The sequence below is a fragment of the Streptomyces sp. NPDC111516 genome, assembly GCF_055635345.1.
The window spans coordinates 572,728-597,305 of the sequence record NZ_JBVKBV010000001.1; the positions used below are offsets into that span (position 1 = coordinate 572,728).

Consider the following 24,578-nt stretch of genomic DNA (forward strand, 5'->3'; position numbering starts at 1 on the left):
CCCCATGAGTACCCCTGTCGAACCCGCAGTGACCGCACTCGCCCGCAGGTGGCGGCTTGAGGTCAACGTCGGCACGGCCGCTACGCCTGACTGGAAGCTGTGCCCCGGCGTTACGTCGTTCCAGCCGGCCGCGGAGCCGAACATCGAGGACTCCTCAGACTACGACTCCGACGGCTGGGCCGGGAACACCAAGACGGGCCAGTCGTGGGAGCTTTCCGCCACGATCAACCGGAAGATCACCGACACCGCGAAGACCTACAACGCGACACACGAAGCGCTCAGGCTCGCCAGTTTCGCGTACGGTTCCGCGTCGCTGGTGCACGTCCGGTACATGGACCGCAACGGCCTCCCCGAGGCGTACGAGGGTCACGCCCTGGTGACGTGGGCGCCGTCCGGCGGTGAGTACACCGCTCTGGATCAGGTCGAGGTCACCCTCACCGGCGACGGGCCGCTGAAGCCGATCACCAACCCGCTTGCCACTGGCGGTGGCGCCTGATGGCAGGGTTCCAGGCGCTCGCCGACTTCCTCAACGACGCTCTCGAACTCCCCGTGACCGGCCGGGACGGTGTCGAGCGGGTCTACCGGATCGAGGACCCGTCCGCCGAAGACGGCATCCGGATCGAGCGGATCACGACAATGGCCGCCCGCCTTGCTGCGGGGGGCGAGGCGATCGAGTCTCCCGCCCTGGACGACGAGCAGGAACTCGACCTGTACCGCATGTGTCTGGGCGAGGCGTACGAGGAGCTGCGCGCCGACCTGTCGTGGGGCCGATTCCGGCACGTGGCTCTCACGGCCATGATGTGGATCACCGCCGACCGCGAGACCGCCGAGGCGTACTGGGCGACAGGCAACATACCGGGAAAAGCGAATCGGGCGGCGAGGCGGTCGGCGTCGCGCGGCTCCTCGGTAAAGGGTGCGGCGAGTACGACGAAGCCACGGGCCTCTATGAGTGGTACGAGGGCGGCCTCGCCGCGCAAGGCGGCGGCAACGGCCCCGCGCTGACGTGGGATGCGCTGCTCGAACAGTGGCCCTTGATCGAGTGCGATCTGCATCAGGTGTACGGCATCGACGCCAGTAGCGGCGTACTCCGCGAGCGGTCATGGCGGTGGCTCCGCGCCCGCATCACCGGCCTGCTCTCCACTGAATGCCGCACCAACCGCCACTTTGCACCGCCCGACACCGGGCAGAAGGGGGGCCGGTGATGGCGCTCACGATCGGTGAACTCACCGGATACATCACGATCGATGACCGTCAGGTCCGGCCCACGCTGCGCCGCACAGAAGGCGATCTACGGTCGTCTGGGCAGCGGATGACGGCCACGGCCGGGCAGGCTGGTACGGCCGCGGGCCGGGCCCTTGGCGGCGGCGCCGCGGACGGTGCACGGTCCGGGCTCGACGAGGTGGAGACGGCGGCGCGGTCGGCCGGCCGTCAGGCTGGAGCCGATCTCGCGGACGGTGTACGTACCGGCCTGGCTGACCTCGACGGGGACGCGAGGCAGGCCGGTGGCGACGCTGGCGATGCTCTGACTGCTGGTGTGCGGGCGGGGCTCGGCGACCTCGACAGCACGGCCCGTACGGCGGGAAGGCGTGCGGGGGGCGCTCTCGGTGACGGTCTCGGTGACGGGGCGTCGACCGGGTCAGGTCGTCTGCGTCAGGTGGCGGAGTCTGCTTTCGACAAGATCAAGATGGCGGCTGTCGCGGCGGGTGTCGCGGCCGGCGCGGTATTGATGCAGGGCATCGGCACGGCGCTTGATCAGGGCCGTGTTACGGGCAGGCTCGAAGCGCAGCTCGGCGCGACTCCGGCTGTAGCGAAGAAGTACGGGAAGCTGGCCGGGGCCATGTACGCGGCCGGTGTAACAGAGGATTTCCAGGGCGCCGCGGACGCGATCAGCGTAACGATGCGCGCCGGGCTCTTGCCGACGGGTGCGACAAATTCCCAGATACGTGAAATCTCGACGAACGTCACGGATTTGGCGAATACGTTTGAGCTGGACTTGGGGCAGACCGCAAACGCTATTGGTCAGATCATGAAAACTGGCCTGGCCCCGAACGCGAAGACTGCTCTCGATGTCATCACTAAGGGTCTGCAAGGTATGGGCCCGCGCGCCGATGATATCGCCGATACTTTCAATGAGTATTCGGTCATTTTCCAGCGTCTCGGACTGAGTGCACAGTCTGCAACGGGCATTATCTCGCAGGGCATGAAAGCTGGTGCGCGTGATACCGATGTGGTCGCCGACGCGCTTAAAGAATTTACCATTGAGGGCGTGGCGGGTAGCGATAAAATCGTGTCCGGCTTCCAGGCTATCGGGCTGAACTCTGACCGAATGGTGAAGATGCTTGGCGAGGGTGGCCCGAAGGCAACGCAGGCGCTTCAAATGACGCTCGACACATTGCGCGCGATGGAAGATCCCGTCAAACGCGACGCTGCCGCAGCAGAACTTTTCGGCACCAAGAGTGAGGACACACAGAAAGCCCTCCTCGCCCTCGACCCGTCGAAGGCCGTCAGTGCGCTCGGGAATTTCTCCGGCGCTGCGGACAAGGCTGGTACGTCGCTGCGCGACAACGCATCGACACAACTGGAAGCTTTCAAGCGCGGGTTGCAGCAGAGCGTAGTGAATGTGCTGGCGTCTCAGGTGCTGCCGGTGCTGCTGCGTTTCGGTACGTGGGTGCAGCAGAACGCGGGAACGATCAAGATCCTTGCTGCTGTAATAGGCGGCGCGCTGCTGCCGGTGCTGGTGCTGATGGGTGTCACGGCGACAGTGTCCGCGGCGCGCACGGTAGCGGCGTGGGTGACGTCGGGTGCATCGTCGATCGCCTCGGCCGGCACACAGGTGGCATCGGGTGCGCGTGTGGTCGGGACGTGGATTCTTATGGGTGTTCAGTCCATGATCCAGGGCGCCCGCATGGCTGCTGCGTGGGTGGTTGCAATGGGCCCGATCGGCTGGGTAATTGCCGCGATTGTGGGACTGGCCGCGATCATTTTCCTGAACTGGGACAAGATTGTGGCCGCGACAAGTGCCGCTTGGGACTGGATTACGGCAAAGGTATCCGGCGTCGGCAAGTGGCTGCTCGGGTTCCTGATGAATCTGCCCCTGGTGAAGTATTTCGTCACCCACTGGGACAAGATCAAGACCGGCACGGCGACGAAAATCATCGGCCTGATTGACTACGTGCGCAAGCTCCCCGGCCGAATCAAATCCGCGCTGGGCAACCTCGGGTCACTGCTCTACGACAAGGGAAAGAACATTGTCGAGGGCCTATGGAACGGCATTAAGGGGATGGGCGACTGGATCAAGGGAAAGCTGATCGGCTGGGCCAAGGATTCGATCCCTGGCCCCATCGCTAAAGCGCTCGGCATCCATTCACCGTCGAAGGTAACCAAAGCTCAGGGCCGATGGATCGCGCGCGGTCTGATTGACGGACTGACCGGCTCAACGAAACAGATCAAGGCCGCGTCGACCAAGCTCGCGGATATGGTGACCGATGGCCTTCGGCCAGGCAAGAAACGGTCACAGGCTCTCGGGAAGATCAGCAGCGGAAGTAAAAAGCTGCTCGCCCTGGCCAATCGCGAAGCGAAGGTTGCATCGCAACTCAAGGCCGCTCAGAAGAAGGTTACCGATCAGATCGCAGCCCGCGACAAACTCGCCGCGGATGTTCGTAAGGGCGTGCTCGACTCCGGGAACATCACGTCGATGGACGGGCCCGCCACGGCGGACACGATCATCAACACCCTTGCCGCCAGGGTTGATCAGGCGCAGCGTTTCGCCGCACAGCTCGCGACGCTCAAGAAGAAGGGTGTGCGAAGCGACCTGATCGCACAGATCGCGAGCGCCGGGGTCGAGCAGGGCGCATCGTCAGCTGCGGTCCTCGCGAACGCGTCGGCGTCGCAGATCAAGCAGATCAACTCGCAACAGGCGGCGCTCACGAAGGCGGCAACGACCGCTGGAAACACTGCCGGTGACGCCATGTACGGCAGCGGCATCCGGGCTGCGCAGGGTCTCGTAAAGGGTCTCCAGTCGCAGCAAAAGGCGATCGAGAAGCAAATGCTCACGATCGCTAAGAGCATGCAGAAGGCCATCAAATCCGCGCTGGGCATTCATTCACCGTCGCGGGTGATGGCGGCGCTCGGCGCGTTCATCCCGCAGGGTCTCGTACGGGGCATCGACGGCGAGCGTGGCGCGGTCGACCGGTCCATGTCGGCACTCGTAGACCCATCCGCCGTACCGATCCCCACAGGGTCGATGGCGTCGGGCGGCACCGGTGCGGCTGGATCTGCCGGCCGCACCGTGATTGAGATCCGGTCCAGTGGCAGCCGTCGGGACGATGCGCTGCTCGAAGAGTTGCGGCACGCGATCCGCGTCCGTGGCGGAGACGTTCAGCTCGTACTCGCGGGCAAGAAGAGGTAAGGAGGCGCCCGTGGCATTCCCCGAGAACCCGCTCGGTTTGCGGGGCGAGCTGCTGCTCGGCGGAACCTGGACGGACATTACGCGAGACCTGTACACGCGTGAGCCGATCAGCATCGTGCACGGCACAGCAAGCGAGGGGGCGCAGACCGATCCTGCGTCCTGCTCGCTGCTCCTGAACAACAAGAGCGGCCGGTACTTCCCGCGTAACCCGAACTCCCCGTACTACGGGCGTCTCGGCCGCAACACACCGATCCGGGTCACGGTGCCAGGGCCCGAGTCGTACCTCGACCTCGGCGGCACCCCGGACAGTATCGCCACCACCCCAACCGCCCCGGTCATCAACATCACCGGAGACCTCGATGCGCGAGTGGAAGTAACGGCGGACTGGTCAGCGCCCGGTGACTACATCCTGATCGGGAAGTGGGACGGGGCGATCAACCAACGCAGTTGGAGGTTGGAGCTTTTCAACGGGACGCTTCGGCTGCAATTCTCAGCCGACGGGACCGGCGTCTACTTTGCGGCGCAGCCTCTCCCCGTGTTGCCGGTCCGGGCGGCGCTGCGCGCCACGCTGGACGTCGACAACGGCGGGGGAGGCTGGACGGCTCGCCTGTACTGGTCAACGGCCCTTGACGGGCCATGGACGCAGATAGGCCCTGACATGGTCGTCGCTGGGACGACCCGCATCTATGCATCCACCGTGCCTCTTTCGCTCGCCCCTACCACCACCCCGGTAATGGGTCGCATCCACCGGGCCGAGCTCCGCAACGGCATCGGCGGGGTAGTGGTGGCGTCCCCGGATTTCCGCACCCTGACACCAGGGACACGCGCTTTCACCGACGCGGCCGGCCGCGCGTGGTCTCTCGCACCACGTGGCGAAATCACCAACCGTGAGGGGCTGTTCTCGGGTGAGGTGTCGGAGTGGCCGCCCCGCTGGTCACCGGGCGGGCGTGACGCCTGGGTGCCGGTACAGGCCGCGGGTATTCTGCGACGCCTCGGCCAGGGCCGGCGCCCCCTGCAATCCACGCTCCGACGCCGGGTGCCGTCCGACCCCGCACTGATCGCGTATTGGCCGATGGAGGACGGGCCGGACTCTAAACAGCTCTACTCTCCGATCGACGGTGTACAGCCGTTGCGCGTGACGGGGCTCGACCTGGCCGCTGACGACGACCTACCCGGCTCGGCGCCGCTGCCCACACTCGGCACGGTAGCCACTCTGTCCGCGACGGTACCGGCCACATCTGCGAAGGGGTGGCAGACCGAAATGGTCTACCGCCTCCCGACGATGCCGAGCATTCAGACGGAGATCCTGCGGGTAACGGTGGCGGGGTCGGGCGCGATGCGGACCGCTCACGTGTTCGCAAGCACGGCCGGTATTCGGGTCGAGGCGCGTAATGCGGACGGTGAGACGCTGGCATTCATCCTCTACAGCGACCCCGCCGCGATCAGCGATTTCGCCGGTATCTGGAACCGGCTGGCGATCTTCGTATCGGACGGCGGGGGCGGGCAAACGCGCTTGGTGTGCGCCTGGCGAGACATCTCCGACGGCAAGTGGTGGCAGGCCAACACGATCTACACCGGGGCCATGGGATCGGCTACCGCCATAACTGGCAACTGGGGCTCGGCCACACAGGGCATGACCATCGGGCATCTGGCCGCATTCGCCGTGCCTGGCACCGGCACCAACCCTGGCAGCACGATCTATACCGGCGCCGACCGGGGCTACGCGCGCGAAACTGCTGTTGATCGCCTGGTGCGCCTCGCCCAGGAAGAACCGGACCTGCGCCTGACTACCGTGGATGGTGACACCACCACCGCATCAGAACAGATGGGCTCACAGGGGCAAGTCGAGTTGATGACGCTGGTCGGCGAGGTGGTCGAGACTGACGGCGGGGTCCTGTATGAGCGCATGGATCGGCTCGGCCTGGTGTACCGGGGCCGCGCCACCCTGTACAACCAGGAACCGGCGCTCGTCCTCGACTACGCGGCCGGCCACGTCGCGCCGCCGCTGGAACCGGTCGAGGATGATGCCGGGCTCCGAAACGACGTGACCGTGACGCGACAGGGCGGGAGTTCCGGCCGCGCGGTGATCGAGGAGGGCCCACTGTCGGTACTGCCGCCCGAGCAAGGCGGCGTAGGCGTGTACGAGGAGGCCGTCACCCTGTCATTGGGTTCCGACACACAGGCGCAGCTGCTCGCGGCGTGGCGGGCGCATCTGGGCACGTGGGACGAGGCGCGGTATCCGACCGTGCGAGTCCTGCTGCACCGTCAGCCGCAGCTCATACCCGCCATACTGCGGCTCCGGCCTGGTGACTTGATACGGGTCACGAACCCGCCGCCGTACACCGGGCCGGGCCCGCTGGACCTCCTCGTACGGCAGATCCAGCACCAGCCGCGCCCGCGGGCGTGGGAGGTCACGTTGTCGTGCTCACCTGCCGGGCCGTACCGGGTCGGCGTGATGGGTGATCCGGTGCTCGGCCGGGCGGATACGGACGGGTCACAGCTGGCCGCGTCCGTAACGTCGTCGGCTACGGCGCTGTCGGTGGCAATCACGGCCGGGCGTGTGTGGGTGACGGCCGCACCGAACATGCAGCCCGATCCTGGTTTCGAGGCCGGGACGGGCACGTGGGCGTGCACCCGCGGCCCGAGTATTGGCAAGGTCAGCCCCGAGACCGGCATCGTGCATTCGGGCACCGGGGCCTTGCGTATCACCCGGGTCCACCCCACCGACACCGGCACACTCAACATTGCTGACACGATCAGCGGCCTGGTGCCTGCGGCGTCCGGGCAGACGTGGGTGGGGTCGGCGTGGGTGTACAGCGGCGGCGCAGCCTCGAACGCGATGCGTGTCGCGCTCGTGTGGCGCAACAGCGACGGCACGGAAACGGTCATCTATGGGGCCGCGCCGAGCGTGGGCCCCGGGGTATGGACGCAGCTCACCGTCAGCGCCACTCTGCCCGCTGGGGCCGTTGTCGTCCGGCTCAGCGTCGAGGGCCGATCGTCATGGACGGTGGGTGAGTGGTGGCTGTGCGATGACGTGCGCCTCGCCCGTACCGACAATCTCGCCGGCCCGGACATGGCTGACGACTTCCCATTCGAGGTGCGCCTCGGCGGCGAGGTCGTCAACGTTCACGGCATCTCCGGCACCAGCAGCCCGCAAACGTTCTACGTCGACCGCGCCCGCAACGGCATCACGAAATCCCACACGGCCAGGACGGACGTCCGCCTCGCCACACCCACTATCGCCGCACTCTGAGGAGGCGCACCCCATGGCTGTACCGGCCACCCTGTGGCAGCCCGGCATGCGGATCACCGTCGGCCGCCTCGCCGCCCGCAACTATCAAGCCGGAACCGTGAACGTCAGCTTCACCAATCTGGCTTCCTACTCGCAGCCAGTCACGTTCCCCGAGCCCTTCCCCGTAGCGCCGATTATGGATGCCGAGATCGCATCCGGGGCCGGGAGCACTGGCCGCTTCGAGGCCCGCCCCATCAACGTCGGCCCAAATGGATTCACCCTCTTCATCCTGATCAGCGACACCGCCGAGGGCCCGGACACCTGGACGAATATCCCGGTGCACTGGACTGCCATGATGCCGACCTGACCACACCCCATACCTCGTACGCCCCGTGCCGATCCGGCCGGGGCTTTTCGCATATCTGGAGACACCATGGCAACACCGCTCACCGCGTCCGCGTTCCTGTCCGCGCTGCGGGGCGAGGGGGTCGACGTCGTCGAGGTCGGATCGTGGCGCACCCACAACCGCGCCGGACACGGGTCCTGGGGACCGATACACGGCGTGATGATCCACCACACCGTCACATCGGGCACGGACGCGTCCGTACGTATCTGCCGCGACGGCTACGCAGACCTGCCGGGCCCGCTGTGCCACGGCGTCATCGACAAGGCCGGCCGCACGCATCTGGTCGGGTACGGGCGCACGAACCATGCCGGGCTCGGCGACGGCGACGTGCTCGCCGCAGTCATCGCCGAGCGTCCCCTTCCCGCGGCCAACAAGGCAAGCGCCGACGGCAACGCACGCTTCTACGGATTCGAGTGCGTCAACCTGGGCGACGGGCGCGACCCGTGGCCTGAGGCGCAGATTGAGGCCATCGCCCGCGCCGCCGCCGGTATCTGCCGCGCGCACGGGTGGGGCGCCGAGTCCGTGATCGGCCACCGCGAGTGGCAGCCGGGCAAGATCGACCCGCGCGGACCGATCGGCACCAAGGACGGGCCCGCGCTCACCATGGCGAAGATCCGGGCCCGCGTCGCCGAGCTGCTGGCCGACGACGACAAGCCGACCGCGCCGAGCAAGCCGTCGAAGCCGACCGCGCCGAAGCCGTACGCGCCGCCCGCATTCCCGAAGGGGCTCGCACCGGGCCGCAAGTCGCCCTCAGCAAGGGGGCTACAGCGGGCGCTGAAGGCCGCGGGGTACATGTCCGCCGCCATCCCCGAGGCGGACAACTACGGGCCCGCCACACAGGCCGCCGTCGCCCGTTTCCACCAGGCGCACCCCGCCTACCGCGCCACCGGACAACACTACGACCCCGCCATCGGCCCGCGCGGCTGGGCCGCACTCCACACCATCGCCTACGGGAAGAAGTGACCAGCATGAAGCCGAGCACGAAGCGGAGCATCCGTACCGCGATTCAGGCCGCCGCCGGGTTCGCCGCGGCGCTGCCCGCGATCGTCGCCGCGTCCGGCGTGCCCGAGTCACTGCCGTGGGTTGCCGGGGCGCTCGCGGTCGCGGCCGGCGTCTCCCGCGTGATGGTGCTGCCCGTTGTCGAGCAGCTGCTCGACCGCATCGGCCTCGGTCTCGGCGAGGAGGACAGCAGATGAGCATCCCTACCCCGTCCGACCCCGCCGCCGTCGCGGTCGAGCTGGAGAAACTACGCGGCACGATGGAGACCGGGTTCGCAAAAGTTGACGGGTCGCTTGCGCTCCTCGTCCAGCGCGGCGACCAGACCGACCGGCGTATCGACGACCACGAAAAGCGGCTCGATGCGCTGGAGCGGGCCCGGTGGCCGCTCCCGTCCCTGGCCGCTCTGGTCGGCGTGATCGGCCTCGCCCTGACCCTCTGGCAGCTCTCGCAGAACTGAACGCGCCCCCTTCCCGCACTGTGCGGGGAGGGGGCGATTTTGTGCGTTCGGATCACGTGACGCCGCACACAGAATTGGCCTTGCCCCATACCCTGACAGTGACGAGCTGTTCAGAGAGGGGCAAGGCCATGCCAAATGATGCTACCCCGGACCCATACGCCGACCCCATGGCATTCGGTCAACGCATGCAGATCCTCCGCACGAAGCGCGGCATGAGTCGTCCAGTCGTGGCCGGGCTGCTGGGAATGTCCCCCTCCTGGGTGAAGCAAATTGAAACGGGGCAGATCGGTATGCCGAAACTCCCGATGGTCCTGCGTATCGCTGAGCTGCTGCGGATTCGAGACCTATCCGACTTGACCGGCGATCAGTCCGCCCCCGTAGATCTGTTCATCGGGCCGGGTCATTCCCGTCTGCCGGCAGTCCGGGACGCGGTTAACGCCCTGACCCTGGGCACCGATCGGGAGGCGCCGTCAGCCGAGCACCTGGCGGCCAGGCTCGCCAAGTCATGGACGGCCCGGCACCAGGCGGCAAACCATCGTGAGGTCATCGGCGAGCTGCTGCCCGACCTGATCCGCGATGCCCAACTCGCAGTGCGGCAGTCCGATTCGGCGGTTGATCGACGCGCGGCTCAGGCCGTCCTGTCCGAGGTGTACAGCCTCAGTCAATTCTTCGTGGCGTACCAGCCTGATAGCGCCTTGCTCTGGCGTGTGGCCGAGCGCGGCATGGTTGCGGCGCAGGAGTCCGAGGACCCGCACGCCATCGGCATCGCGGCATGGCTGGCCGCGCAGGCTCACCGCGATACCGGTCCGGACCATTTCGACGCTGCAGACGCCATGACCCTGGAGGCGCTTAGCTACCTGGAAAGGTTCCTGCCCGAGGCTGATAATCGCGTCCGTGCAATCACCGGGGCGCTCCAGTTCGAAGCGGGGTACACGGCTGCTCGGCGCGGCGAGTCCGGGGCGGCGTGGGGGTGGTGGGACAAGGCAAAGGCTACTGCTGGCACGCTCGGCCCCGGCTACTACCACCCGGTCACAAGCTTCTCTCAGGCCATCATGGGCGCCCATGCGGTGACGGTGGCTGTGGAGCTACGCGCGGGCGGCGAGTCGGTACGGCAGGCTGTGGCGGCGGATACGTCCGCGATCCCGTCCCGGCCTCGGCTGGCCCGGCACCGCATCGAGGAGGCTCGCGCTTACCAGCTTGACGGGCAGGCAGAAACGGCGCTCGCCACGCTGGAAAAGGCACACAAGGCCGCTCCCGAAACGATCAAGTACAACGGGTACGCCCGGCGGATCGTGCTGGAGGAGACAGAATCCAAGGTCCCGGCCCGGCGGCAGCGGGCTGCGGCACTGGCTGACCAACTTGGGTTGCTCGCCGCATAGTTCGAACCCATGGACGAGGGGCAGGAATCCTGCCCCTCGTTTGCTGTGGGCGCTCCTACGGTCAGAGCAACGCTTTCGACGACCGGGGGGACGATACCCATGGCGATGACGATCAAGGTGTACGAGGTGAGCCGGGAGGGCGTCACGCGCGTGGTGCGGCCCGAGGCCGAGGTGACCCCGCTGAAGACCGTGAACCCGTCCTCAGCGTTCCCGGCCTGCGAGTGCGAGCGGTGCAAGGAGGACCGCGCATGACCGCCCGGACCAAGATGGTCCCCGCGTCGGACGCCGCGTACCTTACCTGGATCGGCCACACCTACGGCTGCGCCACCTGCCGGGCCGGCGCCCCGTGCCCGACCGCCGTGCGACTCGGCCGCGCTTGGCGGGACGCCCGCGGCCCGATGCGGGAGGCCCGCCGATGAGAACCGAGTCGACCGACCTCATCACGCACTGCTGCTGGGACATGGACCCGAAGACCAAGGCGCGCTGCACCCTGAAGCCCGGGCACAGGGGCGATCACTACGACCCCTATGCGCGCGCATCGTGGGACCGACCGGGCGCCTCGTGGCCCGCCAAATGACTCCCGCCTGTGGCCGCTCTTTGGACGGTTCGGCCACAGGCGGGTCAACGGGCGGGGAATCAGTTCCCGCCCCCCACGGAAGGGATTAGACCATGGGTGCTCAGCCTGAGTTCGAGTTCGAGTTCGTTTCGGCGGCCATGTGCCGCGACAAGAAGGTGGGCAACTGTCCACAGGTCGCCCTCAATGTTCCCGGTACCGTGGCGGTGCGGGACAGCGAGCGGCCGGACCAGGTCGTCACGATGACGGCGGCCGGGTGGGCGTCGCTTGCAGCCGCGGTGAAGGCTGGAGAGTTCGACCTGCTGACCTGAGAGGTAGTCCTGTGAGTCGCTGCCCGCGCTGTACTGCTGCGTCCCTGACTGATCCGGAGAGCGGTTTGGGATGGTGCGCTCGGTGCGGGCAGCACTTCGGGCTTGAGGTCCGCCGTTGCTGGGGGCTTTGGTGGCAGAGCGCTCGCGGTACCAGAGCGCCAACCAGGCTTCGGGAGCACTAACCAGGGCCACACAGACAGCCCCAGCGAGCCGTAAGCGTCGACACGCAGGACCCCGCAGGTTGCGCCTGCGGGGTCCTTACGCGTTTCAGCAGGTCAGCGCGAGGATGTTTTAGGGGCGTTGTTCTTCAACAACGCGGGTACGTTCGGCCCGCGTTCCGTCCCCGTCGAGGACCTCTCGGTGGAGGACTGGCGCTCGGTGGTGGACGTGAACGTGACGGGCGCGTTCCTGTGCGCGCAGGCCGCGTACCGGCTGATGAAGGAACAGGACCCACAGGGCGGCCGGATCATCAACAACGGCTCGATCTCCGCCCACGCGCCGCGCCCGCACTCGGTCGCCTACACCACGACCAAGCACGCCATGACGGGCCTGACGAAGTCGCTGTCGCTGGACGGCCGTCCGTACCGGATCGCCTGCGGGCAGATCGACATCGGCAACGCGGCCACGGACATGACAGAACAGATGCGGACGGGCATCCTTCAGGCCGATGGCCGGCTGGCGGTGGAGCCGGTGATGGCCGCCGCGGATGTGGCCCGGACGGTGCTCCACATGGCGGAGCTGCCCCTGGAGGCGAACATGCAGTTCGCGACGGTCCTGGCGACGGCGATGCCGTACGTGGGGCGCGGCTGACGGGTACGTCCCGAACCGGTCGCCCGGCGTGGACGGTTGCGCCCGGACGACCACGGCCCGGCCGGGACGCGCGGCTCCGTGGATGCGGCCGGGCCGGGAATCCGGCCTCGCGGGGAATGCCCCGGCCCGCGGCAGGGTTGACCTGCGGCATGAGCCAGAATTCAGGTACCGGGATCCTGCGTTACACCGCCTTCTCCGCCGACCCGGACGGCGGCAATCCGGCGGGTGTCGTGCTTGACGCGTCCGGTCTCGACGACGCGGCGATGCTCGCCGTCGCGGCGGAGCTGGGGTACAGCGAGTCGGCGTTCCTGACCGGACGGACCGAGCCGGTCGAAGAACGGCCGGGTGATGAACTGCCGGGCGGCGAAGGGGCGCCGGCCGCCCGCGGGTACACGATCCGCTACTTCAGCCCGAAGGCGGAAGTCCCGTTCTGCGGCCACGCCACCGTGGCGACGGCCCTCGCGCTCGCCGAGCGCGACGGACCCGGTGATCTGGTGTTCAGCACCATCGCGGGTACGGTCCCGGTCACCGTCACCCGGGAGGGCGGCGAGCTCCGCGCCACGCTCACCAGCGTCGAGCCGGACGTGACGGACATCGCCCCGGACGACCTGGCGGAGGCGCTGGCCGCCCTGGACTGGCCGGCCGGCGATCTCGACCCGGCCCTGCCGCCCCGGATCGCGTACGCGGGCGCCCGCCACCTCGTGCTGGCCGCCGCGACCCGAGAGCGACTCGCCGACCTCGGTTACGACTTCGCGCGCCTCGAAGCCCTGATGCACCGGCTGGACCTGACCACCCTGCAACTGGTGTGGCGGGCATCGCCGGCCGTCTTCCACGTCCGCGACCCGTTCCCGGTCGGCGGCGTGGTGGAGGACCCCGCCACCGGCGCGGCGGCGGCCGCCTTCGGCGCCTATCTGCGCGCGCTGGGCCTCGTCCCGGACACCGCCGTCCTCACCCTCCACCAGGGCGAGGACATGGGCCGCCCCGGAACACTCACGGTCGAGCTCCGGGCGGGCGATGCCCGGGTCCGGGTGAGCGGTACGGGCACCCGGATCAAGGCCTGCCCCTGACGGCCACGGTCGCCGGGGACGGCCGGCGACCGGGGCCGTCAGGGGCTCAGGCCGAGGTGCCGGCGGTACCACGGGGCGTGCCGGGCGAAGACTGTCGTGAAGCCTTCGCCCGGCTCCCAGTCGAAGTCCTGGTCGACCCGTTCGTCGGTGAACCAGTGGTCCACGGCCAGCATGCCGAGGTGGTGCAACGCGTACGGCACACCGGCGAGCCGCTCACGGGCCGCGGCCACGTCGATGCCGGTGCCTCCCCAGGGCAGCCGCAGCTCGTCGACGACGGTGGAGAGCAGCTGCGCAGAGCTCACCGGTTCGGGGTGGTTGACGTGGTAGACCCCGGCCGGTTCCTTCGGGGACAGCGCCGCGCTCATCAGCGCCCGCCCCAGCGCCTGTACGTCGATCATCGAGTGCCGTGCCCCGCACCCGGCCGGCACGGCCGAGAGCTGTCGGAGCAGGCCGACCAGCCCGGGCACGGCCCAGCGGTCTCCGGCCCCGTACACGAGGTGCGGGCGCACCACGACGCCACCGGCCGCGAGGATGTGCTGCTCGGCGGCGGCGCGGGTCAGGCTGGTGGCCGAGGCCGGGGCGGGCTCGGCCTGTCCGGGCCGCAGCCCGGTGAACGGGCCCCGGCCGTAGACGGATGCCGTGCTCAGGTACACGATGCGGGTGACCCCGCAGCGGGCCGCCTCTTCGATCAGAGCCCTGGTTCCTTGATCATTCACGGACCGCGCGGTCGGTTCGTCTCCGCCGAGCCAGGAGGCGCAGTGGATCAACGCGTCGATGCCCTCGCAGCTGCCGCGCAGCGTCGGCGGGTCGGCGAGGTCCCCGTACACCGTCTCGACGCCGGGTGGTCCGGCGGAGGCGGGGAGGGCGGTCCGGTGGGTCATCAGGCGCAGCCGGAGGCCGGGGGCGGTCCGGGCCGCGGCCACCACATGGCTGCCGATGAAGCCGGTCGCGCCGGTGATGAGTACGCGCGGTGTCATGACTGTCCGACCTGCCGCTCGTTCGCCGCGTCCTGCCGTGGGCCCGGGGATTCCAGGGTGCAGGCGAAGACCGGCCGGTCGTCCTGTGTCGCCGAGACGTGCACCCCGGTCGTCGTGGGGTCGCCGGTCGGGACGGGCCGGGCCTCGATCCAGCAGGGGCGGTCGAGTTCCACGTACTGGAGGAAGTCGGTCTTCACCGACGTGGGGAGGAAGCCATGGCCGGGGGTGACGGCGACGGCCGCCTGACGGGCCGCCTCCAGCAGCAGAATGCCCGGCACATGGTCGTTGGGCCGGGCGAACAGCGTCGGATGCCGGGTGTCGAGCCGCAGTCGCCAGACATTTCGCCGCGGGCCCGGCGCCAGTACGACATCACGTTCATCGGTCCTGCCCACCACGGCCGGCGCGACGGCGGGCAGGAGGGGTATCGGGGCGCCGATCATGTCCTGCCGCCCGTCCCGTACCCTGCGGTACGCCTTGGCCGAGGTGCAGCTGATCCGGCCCCCGCCGCTGGCGAGGACCGTGCCGAGGCGGTGCAGGAGCAGCTCGACATGCATGGAGTTGATGCTCCGGGCGCCCCGCCGGATCCGGGAGCAGGCCACATCCACCGTGATGTCCCAGGGCTCCTCTCCCCGGAGCAGCCGATCGGGCTCGGAGGCGTATGCGAGCTCCCACATCACGAACTGATCTCCCATCGGGACACCGAACGCCGCATGGCCCAGGAGCATCGTCGTCTGACGCATGGTTTCCGCGATCAGCAGCGGATCCTGGTGACGGCCCGATACGGGCGCGAAGAAGCGGTGCGCCTGCGGCCAACGGGCCGACACCGAGAACTGGGTCTCGGTCTGCCGGGTCCAGCCGGTGGGAAAGATGTCCTCGGCATCGGTCCGGTGGACCAGCTGCCCGAGGAAGTCCGCCTCCGACTGTCTTCCCTCCGGCGCCGTACCGCCGGCTCCGGAGTATTCGGTGAAATCTGCGGCCCCGACGCCTTCGACTGCGGCCGAAGCGCTGTGCGAGGTGAGCTGAACCATGAAAGTTCCTCCCAGAGGATCCATACCGGGAGGGCAGGCAGCCCCCGCAGTAAGATACTGACAGTCCGGTTTTCCTATCCAGCCATATCCCAGTGGTGCTGACCACGCCACGACCGAGAGAGACTCGTAGCTGATGGCACAGCAGGCGCGCGCGATCCAGACTCGACGGTCGATCCTGGTGGCGGCCGCCGCCGTTTTCGATGAACGTGGCTACAGCAGTGCCACCATCAGCGAAATCCTCGCGCGGGCCGGCGTGACAAAAGGTGCGCTCTACTTTCATTTCACGTCCAAGGAAGACCTGGCACTCGGGGTGATGGACGTTCAGCTGGACAGCGATCCACTCCCTCCTCAGCTGACGAAGCTTCAGGAGCTCGTCGATCAGGGCATGCTGCTCGCCCACCGGCTCCGCCATGAGCCGCTGGTACGCGCCAGCGTCGGACTGGCCATGGATCAGGCGGTGGAAGGACTCGACCGGGGCACCCCGTTCCGTGCCTGGATAGACCGGCTCGAACACCTGCTGGTCGCCGCGAAGAACCAGGGCGAACTGCTGCCGCACGTCGACCCCCGCGAGACCGCCGAAATGCTGGCAGGCTCCTTCTCCGGCATTCAGGTGATGTCCCAAGCCCTGTGCAAGCGGGAGGACTTGGGCCGACGGATCTCAGTACTTCTGCACTACGTGCTGCCGAGCATCTCGACCCCGTCCGTGCTGGCCAGTCTCGACATGGCCGAGGACCGGGGCAAGCGCCTGTTCGGCACCCTCGAATCGGTCCCCAGCCAGGCCGGCGCACCCGGCTGACGGGCAGGGCCTGCCGGGACACCCCTGAACGTGGTCGACACGGACAGCGGGATCGTCAGTATGGGGAATCGGCAGACGGCCGGGCTCCGGGCGGCAGCCGTTCAGAGGGCCGGGGACGGCCCGCCGTCCCCGTCGTACGGCAGGATCCGCCGCAGCAGCCCCTTGGGGTGGCCCCGCTTGCGCCATTCCCTGGGGTAGCCGATGGAGACCTCCTCGAAGCGCACCCCGTCGTACCAGGTCGTACGGGGAATGTGCAGATGGCCGTAGACCATGGCCGCCACGTTGAAGCGCCGGTGCCAGTCGGCGGTGAGCTCCGTACCGCACCACTGGGCGAACTCCGGATACGTCAGGACGGCCATCGGTTCCCGGACCAGGGGCCAGTGGCTGGCGATGACCAGTGGAATCTCCGGATCGTGTGTCGCGAGGCGTCGCTCCGTCTCCGCCACCCGCGCCCGGCACCAGGCGTCACGGGTCGGGTACGGGTCGGGGTGCAGCAGGAACTCGTCGGTGCACACCACCCCCGTCTCGTGCGCGTACGCCAGGGACTCCTCCTTGGTCGTCGTGCCCGGGGCCCGGAAACTGTAGTCGTACAGCAGGAACACGGGTGCGACGGCCACCGGCCCTTCGGGACCGGGCCACAGCGGGTACGGGTCCTCCGGGGTGGACACCCCGAGGCTCCGGCACAGCTCGACCAGACGCTCGTACCGTTCCTGGCCCCGCAGTTGGACCGGGTCGCGCGCGGTCGTCCACAGCTCGTGGTTCCCGGGGGTCCAGATGACCCGGGAGCAACGGCCCGCGAGCAGTCTCAGCGCCCACTCCACGTCCTCGACCTGCTCCGCCACATCACCGGCGACGATGAGCCAGTCCTCGTCCGAATCGGGCCGCAGCGACTCGATGATGCGGCGGTTGTCCGCCATCCCGACGTGAAGGTCGCTCACCGCGAGCAGAGACCCACGGTTTCCATAGGCGCGATCGGACATGGAGAACCCTTCCCGAGGAGTGACTGGACAAGATCGTGCCCCATCACCGGGCCCGGCACATCAGCCACGACGGTCCTTCTCCTTCTGCCTCACCGGTCAGTCCGTGGTTCTGCGGCCGTGCACCAGGTCACGTACCCGGTCCACCAGTCCTGCGCCGGGCGCGAACAGCTCATGGGCGGGCGGGATGTCCGAGACGGCGGAGTGCGGACGGGTGGGGGCCGTTTGCTTGGCGTGGCGGGCCAGCCGGCCCAGCTCGTCCAGCTTCTCGGGGGAACAGGATGCCGCGAGCTCGGGGAACAGTTCCTGTTCCTCCTCGCGCACGTGGGAGGCGACCTCCAGTCTCAGCTTCGCGACGATGTCGTTGAACTGCGGATCATTGACGTGGAGCTCTTCGAGGTCCCTGAGCAGCTGCTCGATCTTGACGTGTTCGGCGAGTTCCTTGTCCGCCAGCACCTCCCCGTCGCGGACGTGTTTGCGAACCGTCGGATAGAGGTGCATTTCCTCGGCCACCGAGTGCCGCACCAGCTCCGCCGTCAGCCGGTTCGCCAGCACACGCCGCTGCGGGTGATCGACCGGCTGCGCCTCGATCCGGGCGAAGAGCTCCTCCAGCTCACGATGATCAGCCGTGAACTCAGCGATCACGTTGCCGCCGTGTGCCATGACAGTCCCTTTCTCGGGTCGGGTTCGTTGTCCCGCGGCGCGGGGTGCGGGCACCACCCAACAGGTCGGGGACGGACATCCTGCGCTGAGCGCGCGACGAGAGACCCCGCACTCACCTCTCCGGCCCATCCGCGCTCAGGGCGCGCGGGGGCGCCGTCTTCGCTCAGCAGAGTGATCTAGGACGCTGCGGCCCCACCGCCGGGCATACTGCCGACGTCGACGTGGAACATCCAGGCATGACCGAAAGTGCGAGCCCCCGTGTCTCAACGCCTCGGATCACTGTGCTGAACGTGCAGCCCGGTGATCCGCCCTTCCGCCTTGTGGAGATCGACGGGGAGGTCGTCGCCGAGGCAACATCGATGACGGACGTGCTCGCCATCGCCTGGGTCGCGGGCATCAGGGTCCATGATCTCGACGACCCGGAAGTGATCCGGTGGGTGGGCGGCGGAAAATTTCACTGGAGGCTGCGCTGAGAGCCGTCCCGTTGCCGCGTGGCGGGGTGCGGGTCGCATCGGCAAGGGCGTGCCCGCAGCGGGGACGGGTGGAGGCACCCCGTGCCCGCATGCGGGGACGGGTGGAGGACCCCCTCCGACCTGAGCCTGAAGGGGAACGGCAGACGAGTCGGGCTGTACGCCGGGTTCTGTCGCCCGGTCGCCTCGCGGCGGCCGGGGAGACGGCCATCCATCTAGGGCCGGCATTGCTGCCGGCCTCGTGCGGTCTACCCGCGAACTCGGGCGGGCCGCCCTCGAACATTCGCGCAGGGCCGTCTTGCGACGGCCCCTCTTGACCTTGCTCCGGGTGGGGTTTACCTAGCCGCCTGAGTCACCTCAGGCGCTGGTGGTCTCTTACACCACCGTTTCACCCTTACCGAGGACCGAAGTCCCCGGCGGTCTGTTTTCTGTGGCACTGTCCCGCGGGTCACCCCGGGTGGCCGTTAGCCATCACCCTGCCCTGTGGAGCCCGGACGTTCCTCGGGGAGATCCGAAGATCCCCACGCGGCCGTCCGCCCGGCTCGTCTGCCGTGCCGACCATGCTACCCGCCTGGCCGTGGGCACCGGACGGGGTGGCTCAGTTGAACGCCTCGGTCTCCAGGTCGAAGGCAAAGGGGGCCGGAAGGGTGAGCGACTTGCCGAACGGGATCGTGCAGTGCTGACGGTAGTCGTCCCCTTCCGGCTCGCTGAACAGCGTCACCGAGGACTCCTCGCGGTCGACCAGCAGGTACAGGGGGATGGGTCCGCGGGCGTAGCAGTGCCTCTTGTCCGTGCGGTCGGCCCGGGGCTTGGTCGAGGTGACCTCGACGACGAGGGCCACGCCCTCGCACGGCATCCAGGGGTCCGCTCCCCGGTACAGACGCAACTCGGTGGGGGCGAAGGTGCCATCGGGGATGACGTGGTTCCTGGGGCAGCGTCCGCCGCTCTTCAGTTTCAGTCCCTTGTTCCCGGAGAAGTCCATGTCGGTCCCGGCGAGCCTGATCACTTGTTTCAGAATCAGGCTGATGTAGTCCTCGTGGTCCCCGTCCGGCGGCGGCGTCACGACAATCTCCCCCTCGATGAGCTCGGCCCGGAAGCCCTCCGGCGTATCCAGCGCCAGGAAGCCCTCCAGCAGGACGTCCGCCTGCGTGAGCGGTTCGTGCGGCATGGCAGTCATGTCACGCCCCTTCCTCGGTCGCTCGCCAGATTGGGACATCGATGGATCCGCCGTCCGTGAGATGGGAGTGCTTCCCTCGATCGTGGCACAGCAGGGAGCGCGGTTGTCGGATGCGGACGGGTGGGGTGCGCGCTTGACCTTGCCGCGGCGTGAAGGTTTCTACTGGCTCCATGCGCATCGGAGAGATCGCCGCGCTCGTCGGGGTCACCTCGCGGGCGATCCGGCACTACCACCACATCGGACTCCTTCCCGAGCCCGCGCGCCGGCCCAATGGCTATCGTGCCTACGGCGTGCGCGATGCCGTGGTGCTGGCCCGGATCCGGCGTCTCACCGAGCTCGGGCTCGGGCTGGACGAGGTACGGGACGTCCTCGCCGACGACTCCGGGCGTGAACTCGTCGACGTGATCGTCGAGTTGGATGCCGACCTGGCCCGGCAGGAGAACGAGATACGGGAGCGGCGGCGTCGGCTGGCCCGGCTGCTGGACGGCCCGGTGAGCGCCGAGGAGCCCGTATCGCCCGCGCTGGCCGAACTGCTGGGCACGGCTCCGGCCACCGGCTCCCCGATGGCCGACAAGGACCGCGAGCACCTGGTGCTGCTGGATACGACGGGCGGGGGCGGTGAGCTCTACGCCGCGTTGCGGCCGCTGGCCGAGGACCCGGCCGTGCACGCGTTGTACGAGCGGCTGGACGCACTGGTCGCGGCGCGTGTGGACGATCCGCGGATCGCTCCGCTCGCCGCCGATCTGGCCGCCGCCGTGCCGGACGAGGTGCTGGCGGCGATCCCCTCCGGCGGCCCGGCGATGACGGGGTTCGGTCAGGCCCTGCTCGACGACTACGCACCCGCGCAGGCCGAGGTGGTGCGCCGGATGATGACGGCCCTGACGGCACGCGTGGCGGGGAGGGGAACAGGATGAGCGTGCGGATTGCACGGTATGCCGTGGGGGCTGTGCCGGCTGTCGAGTTGGTCCTGGGCGGCTGCCTGCTGGCGGGGGTCCGGATACCGGGTGCGGTTCTGCTCGGCGCCGAGGCCCTGGTGGTCGCCGCGCTCGGGTTCGAGGGCGTGATCCTTTGGCGGCTCTGGCACGCGGGCCGACGCACAGGTGCCGGGCGGCGGGCGGCGATGGGCGCGGCGCTCCGTACCGTCGTACCCGAGAAGGTGCGCCGTCTCGCCGCGCACGAGGTGCGCGCCCTGCACAGTCTCGGGCTGTGGGTGCTGCGGCGGCGTCATGACGTGCCGGAGGGTGCCCTTGCCGTCTCGTACACCGGGCCGCAGACCGCAATGATGTACGGCCTGGTCTTCGTCGCTCTGGTCGAGACGGTGATGCTGGCGCTGCTGATCCCGTGGCCGGTCGTGCACAGTGTTCTGCTCGTGCTCGATGTGTACGGGGTGGTCCTGGTGCTCGCCCTCCATGCCGCGTGTGTGACCCGGCCGCATGTGGTGGACTCCGACGGGGCGCTGCGGCTTCGCTACGGCGGGCTGTTCGACCTGCGGGTCCCCGCCGAGGTGGTCGCCGGTGCGCGGGTCGAGCGGCGCTATCCCGAGGGCGGGCCGGTGCGGCCGGGGGCGGACGGGGTGCTCGACATCGTCGTGGGCGGGCAGACGACGGTGACCGTGGAACTGCTCTCTCCGGTGGCGTTCGTGCGGCCGCTCGGGAAGCGGGGGTGGGCGCGGACGGTGCGGTTCCACTCGGATGATCCGGGGGCCGTCGTGGCCGCGCTCACGCGGGGGCGAAGAGGACCTTCGCCGAGCCAGGATCCGCCCGGGCGAGCCTGACCGGCAGCCGCTCCCCCAGGGGGAGCTTCGCCGTGCCGCCCTCGACGCGGGCGACGACGGCCGGGTCGTCGATGTGGACGGTGCCCGCGGTCGGCTCCTGCTCCGACACGTCGATCACGTACGCGTCGAAGACCTCACCGATCCGGTCCTTGAGGAGCGCGGCCTCGACCACGTCGACGCATTCGCGTTCCACCGTGTTGGCGCGCCTGGTTCCGTCCGCCATCTCCTTCGGCAGGCCGGGCAGCGCGGCGAGGACCCACTCGGGCGGGTCCTGCTCCGCGACGACGGCGACGCACAGCTCGGCCGCGTACCGGTCGACGAGGCGGCGCAGCGGGGCGGTGCAGTGTGTGTACAGGTCGGCGACGGCGGCGTGGACGGCGGGGGTGGGGAGTTCGCCGTGTGCGAAGACGGTGTAGCCGGCGCCGCGCAGGAGGGTGGTGCACTCCTGGAGGAACGCGGCGTGGGTGGTCCTCCTCGGGTCCAGGGAGCGGACGACCTCGGCGTACGGGACATGGTGCGGCCAGTCGATGTGCAGCGCTTCGGCCGAACGCCGGAGCCGGGCCACGGCGCCGTCCGGGGCGACCGGGAGGGTCCGCAGGATGCCGGTGCCGGCCTCCGTCATCAGGTGGGCGGCGGCCATGCCGGTCAGCAGGGAGATCTGGGCGTTCCAGCCGTAGGCGGGCAGCGGGGCGCGGTAGTCCAGGCCGTACGTGCCGTCGCGCGCGACGATCTCCTGCTCGGGCACGTTGAGGGAGATTCCGCCGCGGGCGACCTCCTGTTCCTCGCGGAGCCGTCCGATGTCCCGGAGCAGGGCCAGGGGCTCTTCGGCGGTGCCCGTTTCGATCTGCCGCTGGACGCCCGCGTAGTCGAGTTTGGCGCGGCTGCGGACGAGGGCCCGGCGCACCGAGGTGGCGACGGCGACGCCCTCCGCGTCGAGGTCGATCTGCCAGAGCAGAGCGGGGCGCGTCTGCCCGGGGAGGAGGCTGGCCGCGCCCTCGGAGAGCGAGATGGGGTGGAGCGGCACCTGGCCGTCGGGGAAGTAGAGGGTCGTCACCCGGCGGTGGGCCTCGGTGTCGAGTGCGCCGCCCGGGCGTACGAAGGCGGCGACGTCGGCGATGGCGTAGTGCACGCGGAAGCCGTGGCGGCGGCGTTCGAGGTGCATGGCCTGGTCGAGGTCGGTCGACGCGGGCGGGTCGATGGTGAAGAACGGCAGGTCCGTCGCGTCCCTGTGGGCCGACACCGCCGGGGCGCTCGCCGCCTGTGCCGCCTCGGCGAGGACGTCGGGCGGGAAGCCGTCGGGCACGCCGAGCTCGGTACGCAGCTTGCGCAGGGCCGCCCTCAACGGGGTGTCGGCCGGCCCGGTCATGTGGAGATGGCGGCGGGGCATGCACCGAGCGTATGGCGGGGCGGGCCGGGCGGCATCCCGGGTGGCGGCAGGACGTGGTGCTGCTGTCCGGCCCCGATCCGCCGGGACCGGCCCCGGTGACGGTGCAAGTGGCCCCCGTACGCTGGTGCGCGGGCTTCCGGGCCCGTCTGCCTGTGCGTACGTACGAAGGAGAACCGCCGTGCTCGTGCTGTTGCCGCCCTCCGAAGGAAAGGCCGCGTCGGGGCGCGGAGCACCCCTGAAGCCGGAGTCGCTGTCGCTGCCGGGGCTGGCCGCGGCGCGGGCCGCGGTCCTCGACGAGCTGATCGAGCTGTGCACGGCGGACGAGGAGAAGGCCCGTCAGGTGCTCGGGCTGAGCGAGGGGCTGCGCGGCGAGATCGCGAAGAACGTCGAGCTGCGCACGGCGGGGACGCGTCCGGCCGGGGAGATCTACACGGGGGTGCTGTACGACGCCCTGGATCTGGCTTCGCTGGACGCGGCGGCCAGACGGCGGGCCGGAAAGTCGTTGCTGGTCTTCTCCGGACTGTGGGGCGCCGTGCGGATGGGCGACCGGATTCCTTCGTACCGCTGCTCGATGGGAGTGAAGCTGCCGGGGCTGGGTGCGCTCGGGGCGTACTGGCGCGGCCCGATGGCACAGGTCATGCCGGAGGCGGCCGGGGACGGGCTCGTTCTGGACCTGCGGTCGTCCGCGTACACCGCGGCCTGGAGGCCGAAGGGTGAGGTGGCGGAGCGCACGGCGAGTGTGCGGGTGCTCCACTCCCGGATGGTGGACGGAGTCGAGAAGCGCTCCGTGGTCAGTCACTTCAACAAGGCGACGAAGGGGCGGTTGGTCCGCGATCTGCTGGTGGCGGGCGCTCGGCCGAAGGGGCCCGCGGAGCTGGTGGAGTCCTTGCGGGAGCTCGGGTACATGGTGGAGGCCGAGGCCCCCGCGCGGGCCGGGCGGGCGTGGTCGCTCGATGTCGTGGTGACCGAGATCCACTGACCGGAGGATGCACGCATTGCAGCATGTGCAACGTCCGTTGCGTACGGTGCTGCGGGCGCGGCAAGATGGGGCGCATGACCTCCTCCGTGCTGGACCTTGCCCCCGTCGTCCCCGTTGTCGTCCTGGAGGACACCGCCGACGCGGTGCCGCTCGCCCGGGCCCTGGTCGCGGGCGGGCTCCCGGCCATCGAGGTGACACTGCGCACCGCCGCGGCCCTGGACGCGATCAAGGCCATCGCGGCCGAGGTGCCGGACGCGGTGGTCGGCGCCGGCACGGTGATCTCCGCGTCGAACGTCTCCGAGACCGTCGCCGCGGGGGCCCGGTTCCTGGTCAGCCCTGGCTGGACGGACGCACTGCTGGACGCGATGAAGGCGTCGGGGGTGCCGTTCCTGCCGGGCGTATCGACGACGTCCGAGGTGGTCGCACTGCTGGAGCGCGGGATCACCGAGATGAAGTTCTTCCCGGCCGAGGCGGCGGGCGGCACGGCGTATCTGAAGGCGCTCTCCTCGCCGCTGCCGCAGGCCCGGTTCTGCCCGACGGGCGGTATCTCCCTCGCGTCCGCGCCGGCCTATCTGGCTCTGCCCAACGTCGGCTGCGTGGGCGGCAGTTGGATGATCCCGGCGAACGCAGTGGCGGCGAAGGACTGGGCGCGGGTGGAACGGCTGGCGAGCGAGGCGGCGGCGCTGCGCGACTGACGGAGGCGGGGG

26 protein-coding genes, 1 other RNA gene and 1 pseudogene are annotated in these 24,578 nt (G+C 69.2%); 21 read left to right on the forward strand and 7 right to left on the reverse strand.

Annotated features, from left to right (window positions below; translation table 11 throughout):
- Window positions 1-4: 4 nt before the first annotated feature.
- The 15 genes and pseudogenes from ACZ7L9_RS02690 to ACZ7L9_RS02760 all read left to right on the forward strand — a co-directional run bounded on the left by ACZ7L9_RS02690 (window position 5) and on the right by ACZ7L9_RS02760 (window position 13,643).
- Window positions 5-496 (forward strand): phage tail tube protein, encoded by a 492-nt coding sequence (locus tag ACZ7L9_RS02690; protein ID WP_471411902.1) that lies wholly within the window; start codon window positions 5-7, stop codon window positions 494-496.
- Window positions 496-1,002: a DUF7426 family protein gene (locus ACZ7L9_RS02695; protein ID WP_471411904.1), complete on the forward strand. Its 507-nt coding sequence runs from the start codon at window positions 496-498 to the stop codon at window positions 1,000-1,002. Before ACZ7L9_RS02690 ends, ACZ7L9_RS02695 begins: the two co-directional genes overlap by 1 nt.
- A gap of 199 nt (window positions 1,003-1,201) precedes the next feature.
- Complete coding sequence (locus ACZ7L9_RS02700) at window positions 1,202-4,408, forward strand: phage tail tape measure protein (RefSeq protein ID WP_471411907.1); 3,207 nt, start codon at window positions 1,202-1,204, stop codon at window positions 4,406-4,408.
- A 10-nt stretch (window positions 4,409-4,418) separates the two neighbouring features.
- Window positions 4,419-7,661, forward strand: coding sequence for a carbohydrate binding domain-containing protein (locus ACZ7L9_RS02705; RefSeq protein ID WP_471411909.1), 3,243 nt, complete (start codon window positions 4,419-4,421; stop codon window positions 7,659-7,661).
- 13 nt (window positions 7,662-7,674) lie between these two features.
- Window positions 7,675-8,007 (forward strand): H-type lectin domain-containing protein, encoded by a 333-nt coding sequence (locus ACZ7L9_RS02710; RefSeq protein ID WP_471411911.1) that lies wholly within the window; start codon window positions 7,675-7,677, stop codon window positions 8,005-8,007.
- A 66-nt stretch (window positions 8,008-8,073) separates the two neighbouring features.
- Complete coding sequence (locus ACZ7L9_RS02715) at window positions 8,074-9,009, forward strand: peptidoglycan recognition protein family protein (protein ID WP_471411914.1); 936 nt, start codon at window positions 8,074-8,076, stop codon at window positions 9,007-9,009.
- Between the two features lie 5 nt (window positions 9,010-9,014).
- Window positions 9,015-9,242, forward strand: coding sequence for a hypothetical protein (locus tag ACZ7L9_RS02720; RefSeq protein ID WP_471411915.1), 228 nt, complete (start codon window positions 9,015-9,017; stop codon window positions 9,240-9,242).
- The gene (locus ACZ7L9_RS02725; RefSeq protein WP_471411917.1) at window positions 9,239-9,502 is read left to right on the forward strand and encodes a hypothetical protein; all 264 of its coding nucleotides are present in this window, start codon (window positions 9,239-9,241) and stop codon (window positions 9,500-9,502) included. Before ACZ7L9_RS02720 ends, ACZ7L9_RS02725 begins: the two co-directional genes overlap by 4 nt.
- Before the next feature lie 128 nt (window positions 9,503-9,630).
- A complete protein-coding gene (locus ACZ7L9_RS02730) occupies window positions 9,631-10,881 on the forward strand; it encodes a helix-turn-helix domain-containing protein (protein WP_471411919.1) in 1,251 nt (416 codons plus the stop codon).
- A 99-nt stretch (window positions 10,882-10,980) separates the two neighbouring features.
- Window positions 10,981-11,133 (forward strand): hypothetical protein, encoded by a 153-nt coding sequence (locus ACZ7L9_RS02735; RefSeq protein WP_471411922.1) that lies wholly within the window; start codon window positions 10,981-10,983, stop codon window positions 11,131-11,133.
- Window positions 11,130-11,300, forward strand: a complete 171-nt coding sequence (locus ACZ7L9_RS02740; RefSeq protein ID WP_471411924.1) for a hypothetical protein — start codon at window positions 11,130-11,132, stop codon at window positions 11,298-11,300. Before ACZ7L9_RS02735 ends, ACZ7L9_RS02740 begins: the two co-directional genes overlap by 4 nt.
- On the forward strand, window positions 11,297-11,458 hold the full coding sequence (locus ACZ7L9_RS02745) for a hypothetical protein (protein WP_471411926.1): 162 nt from the start codon (window positions 11,297-11,299) through the stop codon (window positions 11,456-11,458). Before ACZ7L9_RS02740 ends, ACZ7L9_RS02745 begins: the two co-directional genes overlap by 4 nt.
- 92 nt (window positions 11,459-11,550) lie before the next feature.
- On the forward strand, window positions 11,551-11,766 hold the full coding sequence (locus ACZ7L9_RS02750) for a DUF397 domain-containing protein (RefSeq protein ID WP_471411928.1): 216 nt from the start codon (window positions 11,551-11,553) through the stop codon (window positions 11,764-11,766).
- 300 nt (window positions 11,767-12,066) lie between these two features.
- Window positions 12,067-12,576, forward strand: a pseudogene (locus ACZ7L9_RS02755) (SDR family oxidoreductase); the annotation flags it as partial.
- A 149-nt stretch (window positions 12,577-12,725) separates the two neighbouring features.
- The gene (locus tag ACZ7L9_RS02760) at window positions 12,726-13,643 is read left to right on the forward strand and encodes a PhzF family phenazine biosynthesis protein (RefSeq protein ID WP_471411930.1); all 918 of its coding nucleotides are present in this window, start codon (window positions 12,726-12,728) and stop codon (window positions 13,641-13,643) included.
- A gap of 38 nt (window positions 13,644-13,681) precedes the next feature.
- On the opposite strand, the gene ACZ7L9_RS02765 is transcribed toward ACZ7L9_RS02760, so the two are convergent.
- Both ACZ7L9_RS02765 and ACZ7L9_RS02770 read right to left on the reverse strand, forming a co-directional pair.
- On the reverse strand, window positions 13,682-14,620 hold the full coding sequence (locus ACZ7L9_RS02765; protein WP_471411932.1) for an NAD-dependent epimerase/dehydratase family protein: 939 nt from the start codon (window positions 14,618-14,620) through the stop codon (window positions 13,682-13,684).
- Window positions 14,617-15,648 carry a ScbA/BarX family gamma-butyrolactone biosynthesis protein gene (locus ACZ7L9_RS02770; protein ID WP_471411934.1) on the reverse strand — a complete coding sequence of 344 codons (1,032 nt, stop codon included), beginning with the start codon at window positions 15,646-15,648 and terminating at the stop codon, window positions 14,617-14,619. Before ACZ7L9_RS02770 ends, ACZ7L9_RS02765 begins: the two co-directional genes overlap by 4 nt.
- A gap of 133 nt (window positions 15,649-15,781) precedes the next feature.
- Between ACZ7L9_RS02770 and ACZ7L9_RS02775 the strand changes: the two genes are divergently transcribed.
- Complete coding sequence (locus tag ACZ7L9_RS02775; protein ID WP_471411936.1) at window positions 15,782-16,444, forward strand: ScbR family autoregulator-binding transcription factor; 663 nt, start codon at window positions 15,782-15,784, stop codon at window positions 16,442-16,444.
- 101 nt (window positions 16,445-16,545) lie between these two features.
- Here ACZ7L9_RS02775 and ACZ7L9_RS02780 read toward each other — a convergent pair whose 3' ends face one another.
- Together ACZ7L9_RS02780 and ACZ7L9_RS02785 are read right to left on the reverse strand one after the other, a co-directional pair.
- Window positions 16,546-17,424 (reverse strand): metallophosphoesterase family protein, encoded by an 879-nt coding sequence (locus ACZ7L9_RS02780; protein WP_471411938.1) that lies wholly within the window; start codon window positions 17,422-17,424, stop codon window positions 16,546-16,548.
- 96 nt (window positions 17,425-17,520) lie between these two features.
- The gene (locus ACZ7L9_RS02785) at window positions 17,521-18,084 is read right to left on the reverse strand and encodes a hemerythrin domain-containing protein (RefSeq protein ID WP_471411940.1); all 564 of its coding nucleotides are present in this window, start codon (window positions 18,082-18,084) and stop codon (window positions 17,521-17,523) included.
- A gap of 236 nt (window positions 18,085-18,320) precedes the next feature.
- Between ACZ7L9_RS02785 and ACZ7L9_RS02790 the strand changes: the two genes are divergently transcribed.
- Window positions 18,321-18,557, forward strand: a complete 237-nt coding sequence (locus ACZ7L9_RS02790) for a hypothetical protein (protein ID WP_471411942.1) — start codon at window positions 18,321-18,323, stop codon at window positions 18,555-18,557.
- A 140-nt stretch (window positions 18,558-18,697) separates the two neighbouring features.
- On the opposite strand, the gene rnpB is transcribed toward ACZ7L9_RS02790, so the two are convergent.
- Window positions 18,698-19,099: RNase P RNA component class A (gene rnpB / locus ACZ7L9_RS02795), an RNA gene on the reverse strand.
- 53 nt (window positions 19,100-19,152) lie between these two features.
- Window positions 19,153-19,722 (reverse strand): Uma2 family endonuclease, encoded by a 570-nt coding sequence (locus ACZ7L9_RS02800; RefSeq protein ID WP_471412746.1) that lies wholly within the window; start codon window positions 19,720-19,722, stop codon window positions 19,153-19,155.
- A 179-nt stretch (window positions 19,723-19,901) separates the two neighbouring features.
- Between ACZ7L9_RS02800 and ACZ7L9_RS02805 the strand changes: the two genes are divergently transcribed.
- Both ACZ7L9_RS02805 and ACZ7L9_RS02810 read left to right on the forward strand, forming a co-directional pair.
- A complete protein-coding gene (locus tag ACZ7L9_RS02805; protein ID WP_471411944.1) occupies window positions 19,902-20,645 on the forward strand; it encodes a MerR family transcriptional regulator in 744 nt (247 codons plus the stop codon).
- Window positions 20,642-21,505 carry a hypothetical protein gene (locus tag ACZ7L9_RS02810; RefSeq protein ID WP_471411946.1) on the forward strand — a complete coding sequence of 288 codons (864 nt, stop codon included), beginning with the start codon at window positions 20,642-20,644 and terminating at the stop codon, window positions 21,503-21,505. Before ACZ7L9_RS02805 ends, ACZ7L9_RS02810 begins: the two co-directional genes overlap by 4 nt.
- Here ACZ7L9_RS02810 and ACZ7L9_RS02815 read toward each other — a convergent pair.
- Window positions 21,450-22,892 (reverse strand): RNB domain-containing ribonuclease, encoded by a 1,443-nt coding sequence (locus ACZ7L9_RS02815; protein WP_471411948.1) that lies wholly within the window; start codon window positions 22,890-22,892, stop codon window positions 21,450-21,452. The genes ACZ7L9_RS02810 and ACZ7L9_RS02815 overlap by 56 nt on opposite strands.
- Before the next feature lie 178 nt (window positions 22,893-23,070).
- Here ACZ7L9_RS02815 and yaaA point away from each other — a divergent pair, with 178 nt between their 5' ends.
- Both yaaA and eda read left to right on the forward strand, forming a co-directional pair.
- Complete coding sequence (gene yaaA / locus ACZ7L9_RS02820) at window positions 23,071-23,871, forward strand: peroxide stress protein YaaA (RefSeq protein WP_471411950.1); 801 nt, start codon at window positions 23,071-23,073, stop codon at window positions 23,869-23,871.
- Between the two features lie 74 nt (window positions 23,872-23,945).
- Entirely contained in the window at window positions 23,946-24,566 is a 621-nt protein-coding gene (gene eda / locus ACZ7L9_RS02825; RefSeq protein ID WP_471411952.1) for a bifunctional 4-hydroxy-2-oxoglutarate aldolase/2-dehydro-3-deoxy-phosphogluconate aldolase, read from the forward strand.
- The last annotated feature ends 12 nt before the right edge of the window (window positions 24,567-24,578 follow it).